The sequence below is a fragment of the Rhizobium sp. HT1-10 genome (assembly GCF_049472505.1).
Taxonomy (GTDB): Bacteria; Pseudomonadota; Alphaproteobacteria; order Rhizobiales; family Rhizobiaceae; genus Rhizobium.
Window position 1 is genome coordinate 64,324 of record NZ_JBCEBQ010000008.1, and the last position, 17,413, is coordinate 81,736.

Sequence of the window (17,413 nt, forward strand, 5' to 3'; positions counted from 1 at the left end):
ATCAATTCGGGCGGCTTTCGCCGCCCGAGGAATATGATTGGCTTGCGCCGATTACTTGACCGGCGGCTTTTCGTGGTGGCCACCGAAGCCGGCGCGCATGGCCGACAGGACCTGATTGGCGAAGCCGTCATTGCCGCGCGACGAGAAGCGGCTGAACAGGGCAGCGCTCAACACCGGGGTCGGGACGCCTTCGTCGATGGCAGCCGAGATCGTCCAGCGGCCTTCGCCGGAATCGGACACGCGGCCTGCATATTGCGACAGCGCCGGGTCGGCATGGAGCGCGTCGGCGGTCAGATCGAGCAGCCAGGAGGTGATGACGCTGCCACGACGCCAGACTTCGGCGATTTCCGGGATGTCGAGATTGTACTGGTAGAATTCGGGGTTCGACATCGGTGCCGTTTCGGCGTCCGCCTCGGCCTGCTGCATGCCGATATTGGCGTGACGCAGGATGTTGAAGCCTTCGGCATAGGCGGCCATCAGGCCATATTCGATGCCGTTATGGACCATCTTGACGAAGTGGCCGGCGCCGTGCGGGCCGCAATGCAGGAAGCCCTGCTCGGCCGTGCTCTTGGCGGCGGCGACTTCGCTGCGCTGTGTCGAGGCCTTCACGTCGCCCATGCCCGGTGCCAGCGTCGCGAAGATCGGCGACAGATGCTGGACGGTCGGGGTCTCGCCGCCGATCATCAGGCAATAACCGCGCTGCAGGCCGAAAACTCCGCCGCTGGTGCCGACGTCGACGTAGTGAATGCCCTTCTGCTTCAGCATCGCGGCGCGACGGATGTCGTCGTGGTAATAGGAGTTACCGCCGTCGATGATGATATCGCCGTCCTCGAGAAGCGGCACAAGCTTGGTCAACTCGTTGTCGACAATGGCAGCCGGCAGCATCATCCAGATGGCGCGCGGCTTTTCGAGCTTGGAGACGAAATCTTCGAGGCTGGAGCTGCCGGTTGCACCCATGCCCTGCAGGTCTTCAACACTCTGCGCACGCGCGTCGAAGACGACGGCCGTGTGGCCATTGTTCATCAGCCGCTGCACCATGTTGCTGCCCATGCGGCCGAGGCCGATCATACCAATCTGCATAGTCACGTCTCCTTGGGACGGTTTTGGAGCGGTCGCTCCAGTCGGGTTATAGGTTGATTTTGCGACAGCCCTTAGTGCCCGCAAATTATGGTGCCGAGGATTAGCAGGCAACCATAGCCGCGAAACATCAAGAATATGTGAGCAAACCTAATCGTTTGAATTTCCCTTCCTACCGCCATTGCCGCTGTGGCTCAAGTCTCCAATCCAGGGCCGATATAACGGGCCCGCGGGCGGATCAACCGGCCGCTCACCGCCTGCTCCATGGCATGCGCCAGCCATCCGACAGTACGAGCCAAGGCGAAAATCGTCATCGGCGCATCCCGTGGCAGATCGAAGGCGGCGGCAAGCGCGGACAGGGCGAAGTCGGCATTGGCGCGCTCGCCGACCAACGCTTCCGCCGCCGCCCGCAGATCGGCAAAGACGGGCGGTATCTCGAAATGCGCCAGCAACGCGCAGGCACGCGCATCGCCGTCAGGATAGAGGCGATGCCCGAAAGCCGGGAGCATCCGGTCCTTCTCAAGGCGAAGGCGCACCGCTTCGCGGGCTCCCTTAGTTTGCGCTTGATCGACGAGAAGGTCCACCTGGCGCCAGGCGCCACCGTGCAGCGGACCTGTAAGGGCTGCCAGCCCGGAGAGCGTTGCTGCCGAAAGCGATGCGCCGGAGGAGGTGGTGACCCGGGCGGCAAAGGTCGAGGCATTGAGTTCATGATCGGCAAAGAGAACGAGCGCGCGGCGAATGATGGGTGCGGCCTCCGGCCGGTGCCAACCATCTGCCAGCCGCTGGTGCAATGGAAGGTCGGCCCTCCCCGGTGCCAACGCGGCCGCGACAGTGGCAAAGACCGAGTGCGCCTCTACCTGCAGGTCCGGCAGGCATCGGCCGAGCGACGGCGGATCGCCTGCGATCCGGCAAGCCAGAGCCAAGAGCGCGGCTTGCACCGACCCATCGGAGCCTAGACCTGCGGGCGAAGGCAAGGGCCGGAGCGGGCCGTCGGTGTTCCAGAGGATGGCCGCCGCAGCCTCCAGGCTGGCATGCTCGGCCAAACCGATCGCGTTCACGCCCCTGTAGAACAGGCAGCCGTCCGACACTGTCGAGACTGCCGAAGGCAGCAGAGGATCGCCCCACCGAATCGTCTCGGCGGCCACCGCTTCGCTTTTGCGACGACCGGTCTGCCGCGTCGCCAGACGCCTCACGTCGTCCTGCAGATAGAGGCTGCGGCGCGTATCGGTGGGATCGGCCTTGGCGCGGATGCGACCACGGCTGACATTGGCATAGAGTGTCTGCTGCTTGGTGCCCAGCAGATCCAGAGCCTCTTCCGCCGTCATCCAGGACATGGCGCCTCACATTGATCCAAAGCGTCAAGATTGACGCTCCGGCGAATTGTGCCGATCCTCGCTGGATAGTCAAAGGAGAATACGATGAAGAGTGGATTGGATGATGTCATCGCCGCCGAAACCCAGCTGTCCGATGTCGACGGTCTGGCCGGCAGGCTGATCATTCGCGGCGTCTCGCTGGACGACCTGGTGGCCAAGAGCCGATACGAAGACGTTGCCGCCCTGCTGCTTTCCGGCATGTTCGATGAGGAGATCGATGCCGGCCGGCTGATATCACTGATCGGTGACGCAAGGCTATCGCTGTTCGACCACGTCGCGCAGATTGACCCGGCGTTGCTGGCGCTGCCGCCTGTCGAAGCGATGCGGGCCTTGCTGGCGCGTCTGCCCGACGGAACGGATTTCGCAACCGCTGTCCGGCTGATGGCGGCGCCTGCCGTCTTCCTCCCGGCAGTTCTGCGGTTGCGGGCCGGCGAGCCCGCCATCCGCCCGGACCCCCGCCTTTCGCAGGCAAAGGATATTCTGCGGATGACCAACGGTATCCTGCCAACTGCGGAACAGGCAGCCGGTCTCGATGCCTACCTGGTGACGATCGCCGACCATGGGCTCAACGCCTCGACATTTACCGCCCGGGTCATCGCTTCCACGCATGCCGGGCTCACCTCCTCCGTCCTCGGTGCGCTCGGCGCGTTGATGGGGCCACTGCATGGCGGCGCGCCGGGTCCGGTGCTCGACATGCTGGATGCGGTCGGCACGCCCGAGAATGCCCGCGGCTGGCTGAAAGAGGAACTTGATCGGGGCGAGCGGCTGATGGGCTTCGGACATCGAATCTACCGTGTCCGCGATCCACGCGCCGACGCGCTGAAGGCGGCGCTAAGGCCGATCGTTGCCGCCGGCCAGGTGGACGGCCAGAGGATGGCGCTTGCAGAAGCCGTGGAACAGGCGGCCGTGACGCTGTTGCGCGAGCGCAAACCAGACCGGCCGCTCGAGACCAACGTCGAGTTCTACACTGCGATGCTGCTCGATTCGCTTGGCTTTCCGCGGGAGGCCTTTACCGGTGTCTTCGCGATCGGCCGAACGGTGGGCTGGATCGCCCATGCCCGCGAGCAGGTGTTGAACGGGCGGCTGATCCGCCCGCAATCGCGCTATATCGGACTGGTCCCCAAAGCCGCCTGAAACCAAGCGCAATTGCACACCCTGTCAGTCGGGCATCCGACTCGGCAAGATCGCGCTGTTACAGATGAACCTTGCGAATTCAAGCACCGGCGCGGTCGCGCCGGTGTTCTGCAGGTGCAGATCGATCATCTCGACCGAAGTCTGATGGCACCGCTGTTGATCTCGATATCGTCATATCTCCGCGTCTTGTAGACGAGTGTCGAAATCAGCCAGCTGAGCAGGAAGATGCCGACCACGGCATAACCGAAATTGGCGAGGTTGTCGTTGAGCTCGGCGACAGCGCTCCAGACGCCGCCCTCGAGGCCGAGCTTGTCAGCGACCAGGCCCAATGCTTCCATGCCGCCAATGAAGATGGCAACGACGACGGAGGCAGCGGTGATCGTCAGATTGTACCAGAGCTTGCGAACCGGGTTGACGAAGGCCCAGCCATAGGCGCGGGTCATCAGGACGCTGTCCGTGGTATCGAACAGCGACATTCCGGCCGTGAAGAGCGCCGGGAAAACCAGGATCGTCCAGAACGACATTCCCTGTGCCGCCTGGGTCGCCGAGATGCCGAGGAGACCGATTTCCGTCGCCGTATCGAAGCCCAGTCCGAACAGAAAACCGATTGGATACATGTGCCATGAACGGGTCACGACCTTGAACATCGGGCGGAAGATCCGTGCCAGGAAACCGCTTTTGGCAAGCAGCGTATTGAGGTCTTCCTCGACGACGACCTCACCTCTTTTGACACGGTTGAACGCTGCCCAGATGCCGCGCAGCACGAAGAAGTTGGCAAGCCCGATGATGCATAGAAATAACGCGGAAACGGATGTGCCGACAACACCGCCAAGATCATGAAACGTGCCGAGCTCGACCACCGAGGCCGTGGCGGCGATAGCGATCGACGCCAGGACGACAATGCTGGAATGACCAAGCGAGAAGAAAAAACCAACGGAAAACGGAGCCTTGTCTTCCTGGACCAGTTTGCGGACCACGTTGTCGATCGCGGCGATATGATCAGCATCGAAGGCATGGCGCAGACCGAGCATGTAGGCAAGGAAGGCTGTGGCGAGCAGGGCCGGACGTTCGGAAAATGCCATCCATGCCCAGAACCATGCGCCGACATTGAAAGCGACAATCAGGATATAGGTGGTGGTAATTTTCGTCTTGGCCCGGTCTTTCCGGTCGTCAAACGGATTGGGGATCATAAATCGCTTTCCTCAGGCACGGCAGCGCAAAGTGCCATGGAAAGAAAAGCGGGACCAGAGGCAAACGACGTAGTATCGGCTCGTTTTCCGGCATTCAAACAGCGAACCCGGCTTATCGCCGGGTTCGAAGGATCAGCGGTACAGCACGGAAGTGCTAGACCAACCGGCTCTGCTCAAGTGCGGCTTCGATGAAGCTCGCAAACAATGGATGCGGATCGAGCGGGCGTGACTTCAGTTCGGGATGATACTGCACGCCGATGAACCACGGGTGATCGGGATATTCGACCGTCTCCGGCAGGACGCCATCCGGCGACATTCCCGAGAACACCAACCCGCAGCTTTCAAGCCGATCCTTGTAGTCGACATTGACCTCGTAGCGATGGCGGTGGCGCTCGGATATGTCGGAGGAGCCGTAGATCTCAGCGATCTTGGTGCCCTTCTTCAGCGCTGCCTTGTAGGCACCGAGACGCATCGTGCCGCCGAGATCGCCGGACGCAGCACGCTTTTCGAGCTGGTTGCCCTTGATCCACTCGGTCATCAGGCCGACTACAGGCTCCTGGGTGGCGCCGAATTCGGTCGACGATGCATGCTCGATACCAGCCAGATTGCGGGCCGCTTCGATGACCGCCATCTGCATGCCGAAGCAGATGCCGAAATAGGGAACTGCGCGCTCACGTGCGAATCGCGCCGCATGGATCTTGCCTTCCGAGCCGCGCTCGCCGAAACCGCCGGGCACCAGAATGCCGTGGACCTTCTCGAGATAGGGCGCCGGGTCCTCCTTTTCGAAGACCTCCGACTCGATCCATTCGAGCTTGACCTTCACGTGATTGGCGATGCCGCCGTGATGCAGCGCCTCGATCAGCGACTTGTAGGCGTCTTTCAGGCCGGTGTACTTGCCGACGATGGCAATGGTCACCTCGCCCTCGGGCGTATGGATGCGGTGGCAGACTTCTTCCCAGGCTTCGAGACGCGGCTTTGGAGCCGGTTCGATGCCGAAGGCGGCGAGCACCTCGTTGTCGAGGCCTTCCTTGTGGTAGGCGGTTGGCACGTCGTAGATATTGGCAACGTCGAGCGCCTGGATGACGGCCGACTGGCGGACGTTGCAGAACAGCGACAGCTTGCGGCGTTCGGCTTCCGGAATTTCGCGGTCGGCGCGGACAAGCAGAATGTCGGGATGGATGCCCAGAGCCTGCAGCTCCTTGACGGAATGCTGGGTCGGCTTGGTCTTCAATTCGCCGGCAGCGGGGATGTAAGGCATCAGCGTCAGATGGACGTAGACGGCGGTGCCGCGCGGCAGATCGTTGCCGAGCTGGCGGATCGCTTCCATGAACGGCATCGCCTCGATATCGCCGACCGTGCCGCCGATTTCGCAGATGACGAAGTCGTAGTCGTCATTGCCCTCGGTGACGAAATCCTTGATCTCGTTGGTGACGTGCGGAATGACCTGGACCGTTGCGCCGAGGTAATCCCCACGGCGTTCCTTGTCGATGATGTTCTTGTAGATGCGACCCGTGGTGATGTTGTCGGTCTTGGTCGCCGAGCGGCCTGTGAAGCGCTCGTAGTGGCCGAGATCGAGATCGGTCTCCGCGCCGTCGTCCGTCACGAACACTTCGCCGTGCTGGGTCGGGCTCATGGTGCCCGGATCGACGTTGAGATAGGGGTCCAGTTTGCGCAGGCGGCATCTATAACCGCGGGCCTGCAGGAGTGCTCCGAGAGCTGCGGCCGCTATTCCCTTACCAAGTGAGGAAACCACGCCGCCGGTGATGAATACATATCGCGCCATGGGAGCCACCGGTTACCTTTTCACAAATGATTCCGCCAGCCCAAAAATTCTTTTCCAGAACTTTTGAAGGCCAGGCGGATGATACACAAAAGAAAACCGGCAGGTTTGAGACCTGCCGGAGGATTGTTTCGAGGGTCTCTTACTGACCCGTTGGAACACCGGTCTGAGCCGGTGCCGGCGTGGCCGGAGCAGCAGGCGTCGCCGGAGCGGCCTGGCCAGCAGGTGCTGCCGGAGCAGTGCCAGCGGGCGCGGTTCCCGTTGCGGGCGCGGTGCCGGTTGCGGGCTTTGCGCCGCCCAGCGAATCAAGCACGCCGCCGCTCTTGGTCTGGCCGGCCGGGGTGATCCGGTCGAGAATGTCGGTCGGACGACCTTCGTAACGCGACAGAACGCCGAGACCGAGCGAGGTGATGAAGAACAGCGTCGCAAGGATAGCCGTCGTGCGGGTCAGGGCATTGGCAGCACCACGTGCTGACATGAAGCCCGAACCGCCACCGACGCCAAGGCCGCCGCCTTCCGAGCGCTGAATAAGAACGACACCGACCAGTGCGAGCACGATCATGAGGTGAATGACAATCAATACGGTCTGCATAGGTCCAGTCCCGCCCGCGAACGCAGGCATAAGAAGAAAAGCTCGCGGCTCTTTACATGAGGCTTTCGCCTATTCCAAGCCTTTTCGACGCGGTCCGCTGCCGTGGCCGCAAAACGGCCACGAACTCAGTTTGCCCCCAACGAAATCAGGCCGGCTGTTTCAAGCACGCGCCGTACATGGCGATGAAATCGACGGCTTTCAAGCTGGCGCCGCCGACCAGCAGACCGTTGACGTTTTCGATGCCGACAAGAGCAGCCGCATTCGAAGGATTGGCCGACCCTCCGTAGAGAAGGCGCATGCTCTTGCCCGTCCTGCCGAGCCGCGTCACCAGATCGGACCTTAGGAACGAGTGGGCCTCGGCGATCTCAGAGGGTTGCGGGACCATGCCCGTTCCGATCGCCCAGACAGGCTCATAGGCAATGACAGTGTTCTGAGCCGTCGAGCCCTGAGGCACCGATGCTTCGATCTGCTTCTGCAGGACTGCAATGGTCTGCCCCTGCTGGCGCTCCGCGAGCGTCTCGCCAACACAGATGATCGCGGTGAGGTCAGCTGCATGTGCCGCCTCGGCTTTCGCCCTGACAAGCTCGCTTGTCTCCGCGTGGTCACGGCGGCGCTCGGAGTGACCGACGATGACATAGGTGCCGAAGCAGTCGGCGATCATCTCGGCGGAGATATCGCCGGTATGGGCGCCGCTGCGGTGCTGATGGCAATCCTGCGCGCCGACAGCCAACGGGCTATCCTGGCAGAGCGCTGTCGTGACATAGAGCAGCGTTGCCGGTGGGCAAAGCAAGGCTTCGACCTTCAGCGCCTGTGCTGGCGTGATGGCCTCGGCAATCGCCTTGATCTCCGTCAGGCTGTCCCGCGTTCCATTCATCTTCCAGTTGCCCGCCAGAAGCGGACGTATCTTTTCTGTCATGGTGCTCTCCTCCCTCGTCCTGCGGACCTAGCAAAAGAATGGCGAAAAGGAAAGTTTCGCGCCACCGGCTTTCGGCTGTCGCGCCGCCCGGTTGCCGGAGCCCCTTTAATGCGCCTGTGAAAACACCCAGTCGAGCGTCTTTCGCCAGTCGATCATCCGCAACGGCGTTCCGTGCGAGCCGGTGGCGTAGAGGGTGAAGCGTGCCGGATAGCGGGCCTTGATGAGCTTCTCGAACTGACCCTGCTGATCGGCGGCGGCATAGACCTTATCGGCGCTGCCATGGGCGAACCAAATCGGCAGCCGCGCCTTGTAGAAGGCGCTCTTGCTGAAGGCGGGATCGGTGACGGCGCTCATCATCACCATGCCCGCCAGGCGCTTGACACTCTCGGGCTCGCGGCTGATTCCCCAGCAGATGATGCTCCCCATCGATGCGCAGGAAAGGACGACCGGCTTACCGCCGGATTGCTCGTAGACAGCCTTGATCAGCGCCGCCGTATCTGCCACGCCCTGCGCATCGAATGTCTTGATGGTGGGCGAATAGTAACTCCCGCCATTGTCGACGGCGAGGTTCTTCAATCGGTTGAAGTTGCCGCCAAACATGTAGTCGTTGGCGCCGAGGCGCCGATCGCCGGCGCGCCCGTGGATGAAGATGACCGTGAACGCCTGCGACACAGCAGGTCCCACCCTGGTGACATCAAGCTTTCGCGTCCCGATCGCAAGGGTTTCGTCCACCTGGTCGTGGCGAACGCCCAACGCCAGGTAGGACGGCTTTACCCTTCGCTCCGGGACGACGTCGCGGCCGTTGATGTCACGCATTTCCTGGTAATCGATGGTCTCGAAGGCGCCCTTGTCATGGCTCTCCGTGACCGTCTGGTTGGAAAACAGCTCGTCCTTGAAAGGTTTCAGTTCCAGCGCGGCGACTTGCGTCGCGAAAAATGCGACAAACGCAGCAATTGAAGCAATTTTGATGAAATGAACTGTGGACACTGGCATGCCGATCTGACCCTTTGGAGAAGTGTGGCTTGCCATTCGTCGATGGCGGACGCAAATCTTTTTTCCAATTGGTCCCGAAGATGCGTGCGTCGCAGTTTCGAAAGATTTCTGCCAGAATCCGCGTGAGTCGGGCGTGCAGTGGGCTATTCCATGTCCCATCGCTTTGTCACCACATACGGGATATCCCCTCAGTTTAAGATTTGAACACGCTTATGGATGATAGCAACGATCTCTTCTCAGCCGCCGCCACTGTCGCCGCAGCCCCCAAAGTCGAAAAGAAGCCTGAGGCTCAGAAGAAGCCCGAGGGTGTAGCCGCGCCAAGGCCGGCGCCGCCGAGCCAGTCTTCATCCGACAGCTACGACGCATCGGCCATCCGCGTGCTTGAGGGCCTTGAGCCTGTGCGCATGCGTCCCGGCATGTATATCGGCGGCACGGACGAAAAGGCGCTGCACCACCTGTTCGCCGAAGTCATCGACAACTCCATGGACGAGGCCGTCGCCGGCCACGCCAATTTCATCGAGGTTCATCTCGATGTGCAGGGCTACCTGACGGTCAGCGACAATGGTCGCGGCATCCCGGTCGAAAACCATCCACAGGTGCCGGGCAAGTCGACCCTCGAAGTGATCATGACCAAGCTTCATGCCGGCGGAAAATTCGACGGCAAGGCCTACGAAACATCAGGTGGTCTGCACGGCGTCGGCGTCTCCGTCGTCAACGCACTGTCGGACGACATGGAAGTCGAGGTCGCCCGCAACAAGAAGCTCTACCGTCAGCGCTTTTCGCGCGGCATTCCGCAGGGCGGCCTTGAGGAACTCGGGGATATCCACAATCGGCGCGGCACGCGTGTCCGCTTCCATCCCGATCCGCAGATCTTCGGCGACCATGCCAGGTTCGATCCGGCCCGCGTCTTCCGCATGGCCCGCTCCAAGGCCTACCTGTTCGGCGGCGTCGAGATCCGCTGGAGCTGCGATGCCGGCATGCTGCCTGAGGGTTCAGAGATCCCGGACAAGGCGGTCTTCCACTTTCCGGGCGGCCTGAAGGACTACCTGCAGGCAACGATGGGCAAGGAGTTCACCGTTACCCGCGAGATCTTCGCCGGCAAGTCGGAGAAGGCCAGCGGCCACGGCTCGCTGGAATGGGCGATCAGCTGGTATGGCGGCGATCCGCAGGTGCATTCCTACTGCAACACCATCCCGACGGCGGAGGGCGGCACCCACGAAGCCGGCCTGCGCATCGCCCTCTTGAAAGGACTGAAGAACTACGCGGAACTGACCCAGAACAAGCGTGCGGCCGCGATCACCACCGACGACGTGATGATATCAGCCGTCGGCATGCTGTCCGTCTTCATCCGAGAACCTGAATTCGTCGGCCAGACCAAGGATCGCCTGGCCAGCGTCGAGGCCCAGCGCATCGTCGAGAACGCGTTGCGCGATCCCTTCGACCACTATCTCGCCGACAATCCGGGCGAATCCGAGAAGCTGCTCGACTGGGTTATCGAGCGTGCCGAGGAGCGGCTGCGCCGCCGCAAGGAAAAAGAGGTCAACCGCAAGACAGCCGTGCGCAAGTTGCGGCTGCCGGGCAAACTGTCCGACTGCTCGCAGAACACGGCGGCCGGCGCCGAACTCTTCATCGTCGAAGGCGATTCGGCCGGCGGCTCGGCGAAGCAGGCGCGCAACCGTTCCAATCAGGCGATCCTGCCCTTGCGCGGCAAGATCCTCAATGTCGGCAGCGCGACGCGCGAGAAGCTGTCGGCCAACCAGCAGATCTCCGACCTTATCCAAGCGCTCGGCTGCGCGACGCGGGCGAAATACCGCGACGAGGACCTGCGCTACGAGCGCATCATCATCATGACCGACGCAGACGTCGACGGCGCGCATATTGCGTCTCTGCTGATCACCTTCTTCTATCAGGAGATGCCGGACCTCATCCGCGGCGGCCATCTCTACCTGGCCGTGCCGCCGCTCTACAGGCTGACGCAGGGCGCCAAGACCCTCTACGCCCGTGACGATGCCCATCGCGCCGAGATCATGAACACGGTGTTCAAGGGCAAGAAGGTCGAGATCGGCCGCTTCAAGGGGCTGGGCGAGATGATGCCGGCGCAGCTCAAAGAAACGACGATGGACCCGGCGCAGCGTACGCTTTTGAAGGTCGCCATCGACGACGTGGATTTCGAGGGCACACGCGACGCCGTCGACGCCCTTATGGGCACAAAACCCGATGCCCGCTTCCGATTCATCCAGGAACGGGCTGCCTTCGCGGAGAACCTGGACATCTGACCAAGAATCGACCGCAGCTTTGCTGAAACCAACCTGCGGTCGCATCCTTGTCATGACGATGCACTACAGCCCATTATGGGCCTTACCCTTGAATCAGCCTGGTTCATGCCCCATAACCGAATAATCTGAAATGCTGACAAAAGTCCGGGTGGGTATGTTCGAACGTCAAAAGCCGGGGGAGCCGAGCTGGCTGGGGCCAGCCACGCAGGCACGCATGGCGCTTATCCCGTCGATCTCCGCTGCCCGCTGGTTGCTGCTGCTGATCGCGCTGGCTGCGATCTACTTCTTTTATGGATTCATCGTGCCGGTGCTGGCGGCACTGGTGGTCGGTTTCGCCACCTGGCCGATCTACCGCGACATCCTGCGGCGCACCGGCAATCGCCGCACGATCGCCGCTTCGATCGCGATCGTTCTGATCATCGCGTTCCTCGTCCTGCCAATCGTGTTTGCGGTGATCTACACCTCCGGTGAGGTCAAGGAGTGGTTCACCTGGGCGCTGCATGTCAACCGCTTCGGCGCGCCGACACCGCTCTGGATCGTGGACCTGCCGATTGCCGGTCCCTGGCTCAACGAGCAGTGGTCTCATTATGTCGGCGTGCCCGGCGCTATCGGCGAGATGGCGCAGCTCGTCAGCGGCGCCAATATCGGCAACATCTATCGTGCGGTGCTGGCGGCCGGCGGCGGCGCGTTCCACGTTGTCCTGACCCTGCTGTTCATGATGATTGCTCTGTTTTTCGTCTATCGCGACGGCATCGGCTTCGTCAGGCAGCTCGATCTGATCGGCGAACGCATCTTTCCCAATCGCTGGGAGCGCATTTCCAGGGTCGTGCCGATCACCATCAGTTCCACGGTCATGGGCATGACGGTCATCGCCATCGGCGAGGGAATCGTGCTTGGTGTCGCCTATTGGATCGCCGGCGTCCCCTCGCCCGTGACGCTTGGCGTACTCACCGGCATAATGGCCTTGATCCCCGGCGGCGCACCGCTGTCGTTTACGCTCGTCTCGCTCTATCTGCTCGGCAGCGGGGCGCAGATCGCCGGCGTCTCGCTACTGGTCTGGGGAACGGTGGAGCTCTTCATCGTCGATAAGACCTTGCGCCCGCGTCTCGTCGGGGGACCGATCAAGCTGCCTTTCCTGCCGACATTTTTCGGCCTTGTCGGCGGCGTCAAGACGATGGGCTTCCTGGGGCTATTCATTGGACCCGTGCTGATGGCCATCATCGTGGCCATCTGGCGCGAATGGATCCGCGAGGTCGAACTTTCCGAGGAAGAGCCTGAGCTCACCGAACAGGAACTGCCTGTGCGCATCCACCGCGACACCCCGAAGACAGATGTAGACGTCAGCGCCTCGCGCTAATTGTACCCGGTCATCTCGAGGTAACCGCGTCCCTTCTGGCTACCCTCGAAGCTGATCGGTCCTTCCCAATAGGGAAAGCGCGTTGCCATCCAGGCCTGCGCGTTGAGCGGCGTAGTGGTGACGCTGAAATGGCGAGTGGGAATGTCCAGTTGCCATTGCGTCGGTACCTTGTGGCCGGCCACGTCGGTGGTTTTCAGCGGCGAGATCGTCAGGGCACCGGCAGGCAAGGGCGTCGGCGTGCCATCGGCTGCAATCCACGTGGCCGAGGTGAAGCCTGCGCCGCTGTCGCGCAACCGGAATCCCATCAGTTTCTCGCCATTTTCCAGATGCAGGGAAAACCAGTCCCAGCCAGTCTGGTCGGATGACAGCGGCTGCGATGACCATTCGCGGTCGAGCCACGCCTCGCCGGTGACGGCCACTTCGCCGTCGGGGAGCTTCAGGACACCCTCTGCCGCGTAGAACGGCTGCGAATAGTAATTGCTGGCCTGGCCGCCGGCCGACTTCACGGAGTAACCGCCCTCGCCCTGCGCCACGATCGGGCCTCGCGCGCTAAGCCGCAGATCGTAGCGAAAATTGGATCCCGTGGCGCGAAGGTCGATCAGGGAAAGTGCGTCGGCAGCGCTCCCTGCTTTCAACAGGCTCTTCATCTGCCAGTCATCGATCCAGGCCGCGAACGGCGTGGCGTTGACGCCGGCAGCCCCCGCCCCGTCCCGCGACAGGCGCTCCGACACGTAATGGGCGGTCGGCGTGGTGATCGCGGCATTGCCCATCCAGATCTGCGGACTTGACCAATCTGCCTTGGCGCCCGGCGCCAAAGCGGAGCGGAAGAGCGTCCACTGCACGCCATAGGCTTTGCCATCGGCCCCCTTGAGATCGGCGGTCAGGTACCACCACTCGATCCGGTAGTCGGGATGGGGACCATGGTCGGCCGGAAAGCGAAATGGCACGCCGCGCTGCGGAATGGCGAAACCATCGGCGCTGGTGCCCAATCCGGCAAAACCCTGCGCCTGGGCATCCGCAGTGCAGACCGCGGACGAGAGCAGAAGGCACAACAGCAAAGATTTAACGCTCATTGGCAAAGACTCTCAGAAGATCGGAGGGCGACAGGCTTGCCAGACGGCGTAGCGGAATGAGTGCAGACAGCAGAGCGGCGGCAAGAGCGAAGACCGCCAATCGCAGCCAGTCGGAGGGAAAGAGATGCATCGGCAGGCGCCAACCGAAGGCTTCGACATTGACGATGGCCAGCAACACCCATGCGAGGCCGATGCCGACGGGGATCGCCGCCAGCAGCGTCACTGTGGCAAGCACCATCGTGCGCGCCACCTCGAGCACAACGAGATGGCGGCGCGTCAGGCCCATTGCCCATACCGGCGCGATCTGGGACAGGCGCATGCCGGACAGCGTCATCAGGCTGGCGAACATCGCGACGGCCGCAACACCCAGCGTCAGCACGTTCAAAGCACCGGTAACGGCAAAGGTCTTCTCGAAGATCTCCAGCGACTTCGCCTTGATGCTCGCCTGGTCGACGACATTCTGGGACGGCAGATGGAACTGCGCCTGGAGCGCATCGATGAGTGCCGTCGTCCTTGCTGGATCCAGCCGCAACCCATAGCGTAGCCGCGAGACATCGGGATAATGTGACGTCAATGCATCGATGCCGACAATGGCCTGCCCGATCGGATTTCCGTAATCCGAGTAGACCCCGACGATCGTCGTTTTCCAGCCGCCCGGCAGAATGAGCGGCTCGCCAAGTTGGAGCTTCTCACGCCGTGCCATCTGTTCGTTGACGAGCACCGCATTGCCCCCAGCGACTTTATCCCAGACACCGGGCACGGGTTGCAGAAGGGGCCAGTTGTCGCGGTAGGTGCGGTCGTCGGCCACGCCGAACACCTGCGCCGGTGCGCCTGCGACCGTACCTTCGACGCTCCAGATCGGCAGAGTGGCATCGACACGCGGTGCAAGCCACGTCCGCAAAGCAGTCGCCTCGCCTTCGTTGCGGGCGGTGACATAGAGCTCGGCGGCCAGCCGTTGGTCGAGCCAGCCCGTAAAGGTCAGGCGAAAGCTCGCGACCATGGTGCCGACGCCGACATTGGCGGACAGCGCTAGCAGCAGCGCCATCAAAGCGAGGGAGAGCCCCGGCAGTTGCTGGCGCGTGTCGGCCCAGAACCACTGCGTCAAGGGACCCCGCGCAAGCTGCTGCATGAACGCCAACAATGCAGTTATGATCACCGGCAGGATCAGTGCGGCACCCAGCAGCAGGCCGGCGAGAACGGCGAAGCCGGCGATCAGCCCATTGCCCCATATAGCCAGCGCCAGGGCCATTGCAAAAAGGCAGAGGGCAAAGACAGCCTGCACCCGCCGCGCAGCCTCGGAGGCCCGTGCCCAGGCCCTTGGCTGGGCTGGCGCCAGAAGCGGCAAGGTCCAAACCTGCCAAAGGCTTTGCGCCGCCGAAACCAGGGTTCCGCCCACGGCGATGGCAAGACCGGTCGCCCACCATTGGGGGCGCAGGGTCAGTGCTCCCGGCACCGTCGCACCGTAGAGCCCCTGCAGCGTTGCGGCCACGTCAGGCAGCAGGAAGGAGGCAACGAAATAGCCGAGCACCACGCCGCAGAGCCCCGCGATCAGAGCCAGCAGCAGCAATTCCGCCAGCAGCAGACCGATCAAAGCCCTGGCGGAAAGGCCGAGCGAGCGCAGCGTCCGGAAGGTCGCGCGGCGCTGCTCGAAGGCAAGGCCAATCGCCGAGTAGACGATGAACAGGCCGACGGCAAAGGCCAGGAAACCGAAGGCGGTGAGATTGAGATGAAAGCTGTCCGTCAACCTGACCAGGTCGCCCTGCGGATCCGGCGCGCGGACCGAGAGGCCTGGGACAATCGTCTCGATCGGCGCAAGGCCCGCCGGCTGATGCGCATCGACGATCAGGCGGCTGATCAGACCTTTCTTGTCGAGCAGCGATTGGGCGATGCCGATGTCCACGAGCCCGGTTCCGGGCGGCAGGCCTTGGCCGACTTCAAGCGGAGGTGTGGGCTGCCCGGCAAGCTGGCGCGCTGTCGCGGATGCCACATACATGCGTCCTGGCGGCGTGATGAAACCAAGAAGATCGTCGCCGGCGCTGACGTTCACCTGTTGGGCTTCGGCCGGAAGGCTTACCGGATCGAGGCCGATGACGTGCAGTCGAACGGAACCCAGCCGCAGTTGGCCTTCGAGAACCGGAGAGACCAGCCAGCCGGCACGTCGCAGCGCAACAAAGTCCGCCTGCGGTATGAGTTCACCATCATCGGACACGATCTGCCGGAGCCTGTCCTGGCCCAGCATGGCGGCGGCCCGATCGTAGCTGGCCCGCGCCTCGGCATTGATCGCCTGGACGCCCGACCAGAGGGCGGTGGCAAGCGAAAGTCCGAGCAGGAGCATGGCGAGCTGCATGGGACGGCGGCGCCAGTGGGAGAGAAGCGCCGAGAGGGCAACTGTCAGCATCAGGCGATCCGCCCGGATCTCAGATGAATGCGCCCGTCCAGTCGTTCGGCAAGCCGCTGCGAATGGGTGACCATCAAAAGCGCCGCCCCCGTCTCGACGACCAGCGACAACATCAGGTCGAGCACTGCATCGCCGGTTGCCTCGTCGAGATTACCCGTGGGTTCGTCGGCGAGAACCAGTTTCGGCCGCGCCGCCAGCGTGCGGCCTATGGCGACACGCTGCTGCTGCCCGCCCGAGAGCTGCTCAGGATAGCGTTTGCCCAAATCGACCAATCCGAGCCTCTGCGTCAACTCCGTCTGCCAGGCGGGGTCATGGCGGCCGGCGAGCCGGGCGTGGAAAGCGAGATTGGCCGCGACGTCGAGCGAAGGAATGAGATTGAACTGCTGGAACACCAGGCCGACCACGCTCCTGCGCAAGGCTGCGCGCTCGGCATCGTGAAGCTGCGTGACATCCTGTCCATCGATCTCGATCCGCCCGGCGTCGACCCCGTCCAGACCGGCGGCGAGGTGCAGCAAGGTGCTCTTGCCGCTGCCGGATTCTCCCGTCAGCGCCAGGCTGCGGCCAGCCTCGAGCGTGAGATCGATGTCCTGCAGCACCTGCAGAGGCCCCTCGGCCGTCTGATATGCCTTGCTGACACCCTGCATTGCGAGAACCATGACAATCCTTATAAAGTCGCAGATCCGGCAAGAAGCCTGCGTAGGTATCTTGCCGTTTGGCAACTGACTAATATCTAGACGAGTATTCAGTATAGGCGATTCGATGGCGATCCTGTTCAAGACCGCGATAAGCGAAGACAAAGCGTTGGAGAAAGTCGAGGCGACGATTCTCGACGGCAGCGACCGCGACGGGTATCTCAACGTCATGACCGAGGATATGGAGCGGGCGGAAGCTTCGGAAAGAGGCCGTCACACTGGAGAGTTTCGCGATCAGGTGGATGCTGCGCTGACCGACGCCAAGCGCGACGCGCCGTTCTGGCTTGTCTACCGACGAACCGAAGCCGACAAAGGCATCAGCGCCAACGACATCCGGAATGCCGCGATCCGCCTGACGCGCGGCTACGACGGAACCATCGTTATTGCCCTCAGCCTGCTGGGCCATGATCATGACGACGGTGACCTCGAGTTGATCTTCATCTGTTTTCGCGAGGACTTCCATCGCAGGAATTTTCGCGTCAGATACGAAAACAAATACGTTCCGGATTAAGCTCCCAACCGTCTCTCTGCGAAGTGAGCTTGCCTCCCATGCATTCACTCA

Annotated in this window: 14 protein-coding genes; 4 read left to right on the forward strand and 10 right to left on the reverse strand. The window is 62.4% G+C overall.

From position 1 onward, the window contains the following. Positions 1-51: 51 nt before the first annotated feature. On the reverse strand, positions 52-1,080 hold the full coding sequence (gene gnd, locus VH564_RS19055; RefSeq protein WP_423341441.1) for a phosphogluconate dehydrogenase (NAD(+)-dependent, decarboxylating): 1,029 nt from the start codon (positions 1,078-1,080) through the stop codon (positions 52-54). A 191-nt stretch (positions 1,081-1,271) separates the two neighbouring features. Beyond that, complete coding sequence (locus tag VH564_RS19060) at positions 1,272-2,411, reverse strand: citrate synthase (protein WP_423341442.1); 1,140 nt, start codon at positions 2,409-2,411, stop codon at positions 1,272-1,274. 84 nt (positions 2,412-2,495) lie between these two features. Between VH564_RS19060 and VH564_RS19065 the strand changes: the two genes are divergently transcribed. Further along, entirely contained in the window at positions 2,496-3,584 is a 1,089-nt protein-coding gene (locus VH564_RS19065; RefSeq protein ID WP_423341443.1) for a citrate synthase/methylcitrate synthase, read from the forward strand. Between the two features lie 125 nt (positions 3,585-3,709). Here the strand turns inward: VH564_RS19065 and VH564_RS19070 are convergent, their stop codons facing one another. From VH564_RS19070 to VH564_RS19090, 5 genes are all read right to left on the reverse strand, one after another. Further along, positions 3,710-4,774, reverse strand: a complete 1,065-nt coding sequence (locus VH564_RS19070) for a HoxN/HupN/NixA family nickel/cobalt transporter (RefSeq protein ID WP_423341444.1) — start codon at positions 4,772-4,774, stop codon at positions 3,710-3,712. A gap of 154 nt (positions 4,775-4,928) precedes the next feature. Then, entirely contained in the window at positions 4,929-6,557 is a 1,629-nt protein-coding gene (locus tag VH564_RS19075; protein WP_423341445.1) for a CTP synthase, read from the reverse strand. A gap of 139 nt (positions 6,558-6,696) precedes the next feature. Then, entirely contained in the window at positions 6,697-7,146 is a 450-nt protein-coding gene (secG, locus tag VH564_RS19080) for a preprotein translocase subunit SecG (RefSeq protein ID WP_423341446.1), read from the reverse strand. Between the two features lie 145 nt (positions 7,147-7,291). Further along, positions 7,292-8,062: a triose-phosphate isomerase gene (gene tpiA, locus VH564_RS19085; RefSeq protein ID WP_423341447.1), complete on the reverse strand. Its 771-nt coding sequence runs from the start codon at positions 8,060-8,062 to the stop codon at positions 7,292-7,294. A 105-nt stretch (positions 8,063-8,167) separates the two neighbouring features. Further along, on the reverse strand, positions 8,168-9,055 hold the full coding sequence (locus VH564_RS19090; RefSeq protein WP_423341448.1) for an alpha/beta hydrolase: 888 nt from the start codon (positions 9,053-9,055) through the stop codon (positions 8,168-8,170). A gap of 212 nt (positions 9,056-9,267) precedes the next feature. On the opposite strand from VH564_RS19090, the gene parE reads away from it, so the two are divergent. Both parE and VH564_RS19100 read left to right on the forward strand, forming a co-directional pair. Further along, a complete protein-coding gene (gene parE, locus VH564_RS19095) occupies positions 9,268-11,331 on the forward strand; it encodes a DNA topoisomerase IV subunit B (RefSeq protein ID WP_423341449.1) in 2,064 nt (687 codons plus the stop codon). Between the two features lie 148 nt (positions 11,332-11,479). Continuing rightward, complete coding sequence (locus tag VH564_RS19100; RefSeq protein ID WP_423341604.1) at positions 11,480-12,688, forward strand: AI-2E family transporter; 1,209 nt, start codon at positions 11,480-11,482, stop codon at positions 12,686-12,688. Here the strand turns inward: VH564_RS19100 and VH564_RS19105 are convergent. The 3 genes from VH564_RS19105 to VH564_RS19115 are packed head-to-tail and all read right to left on the reverse strand — an operon-like array spanning position 12,685 to position 16,815. Beyond that, complete coding sequence (locus tag VH564_RS19105) at positions 12,685-13,761, reverse strand: lipocalin-like domain-containing protein (protein ID WP_423341450.1); 1,077 nt, start codon at positions 13,759-13,761, stop codon at positions 12,685-12,687. The genes VH564_RS19100 and VH564_RS19105 overlap by 4 nt on opposite strands. Further along, positions 13,751-16,159 carry an FtsX-like permease family protein gene (locus VH564_RS19110; RefSeq protein ID WP_423341451.1) on the reverse strand — a complete coding sequence of 803 codons (2,409 nt, stop codon included), beginning with the start codon at positions 16,157-16,159 and terminating at the stop codon, positions 13,751-13,753. The genes VH564_RS19105 and VH564_RS19110 overlap by 11 nt, the downstream gene beginning before the upstream one ends. Next, positions 16,159-16,815 (reverse strand): ABC transporter ATP-binding protein, encoded by a 657-nt coding sequence (locus VH564_RS19115; RefSeq protein WP_423341452.1) that lies wholly within the window; start codon positions 16,813-16,815, stop codon positions 16,159-16,161. The genes VH564_RS19110 and VH564_RS19115 overlap by 1 nt, the downstream gene beginning before the upstream one ends. Positions 16,816-16,918: 103 nt before the next feature. Between VH564_RS19115 and VH564_RS19120 the strand changes: the two genes are divergently transcribed. Beyond that, positions 16,919-17,362 (forward strand): hypothetical protein, encoded by a 444-nt coding sequence (locus tag VH564_RS19120; protein ID WP_423341453.1) that lies wholly within the window; start codon positions 16,919-16,921, stop codon positions 17,360-17,362. Positions 17,363-17,413 lie beyond the last annotated feature (51 nt).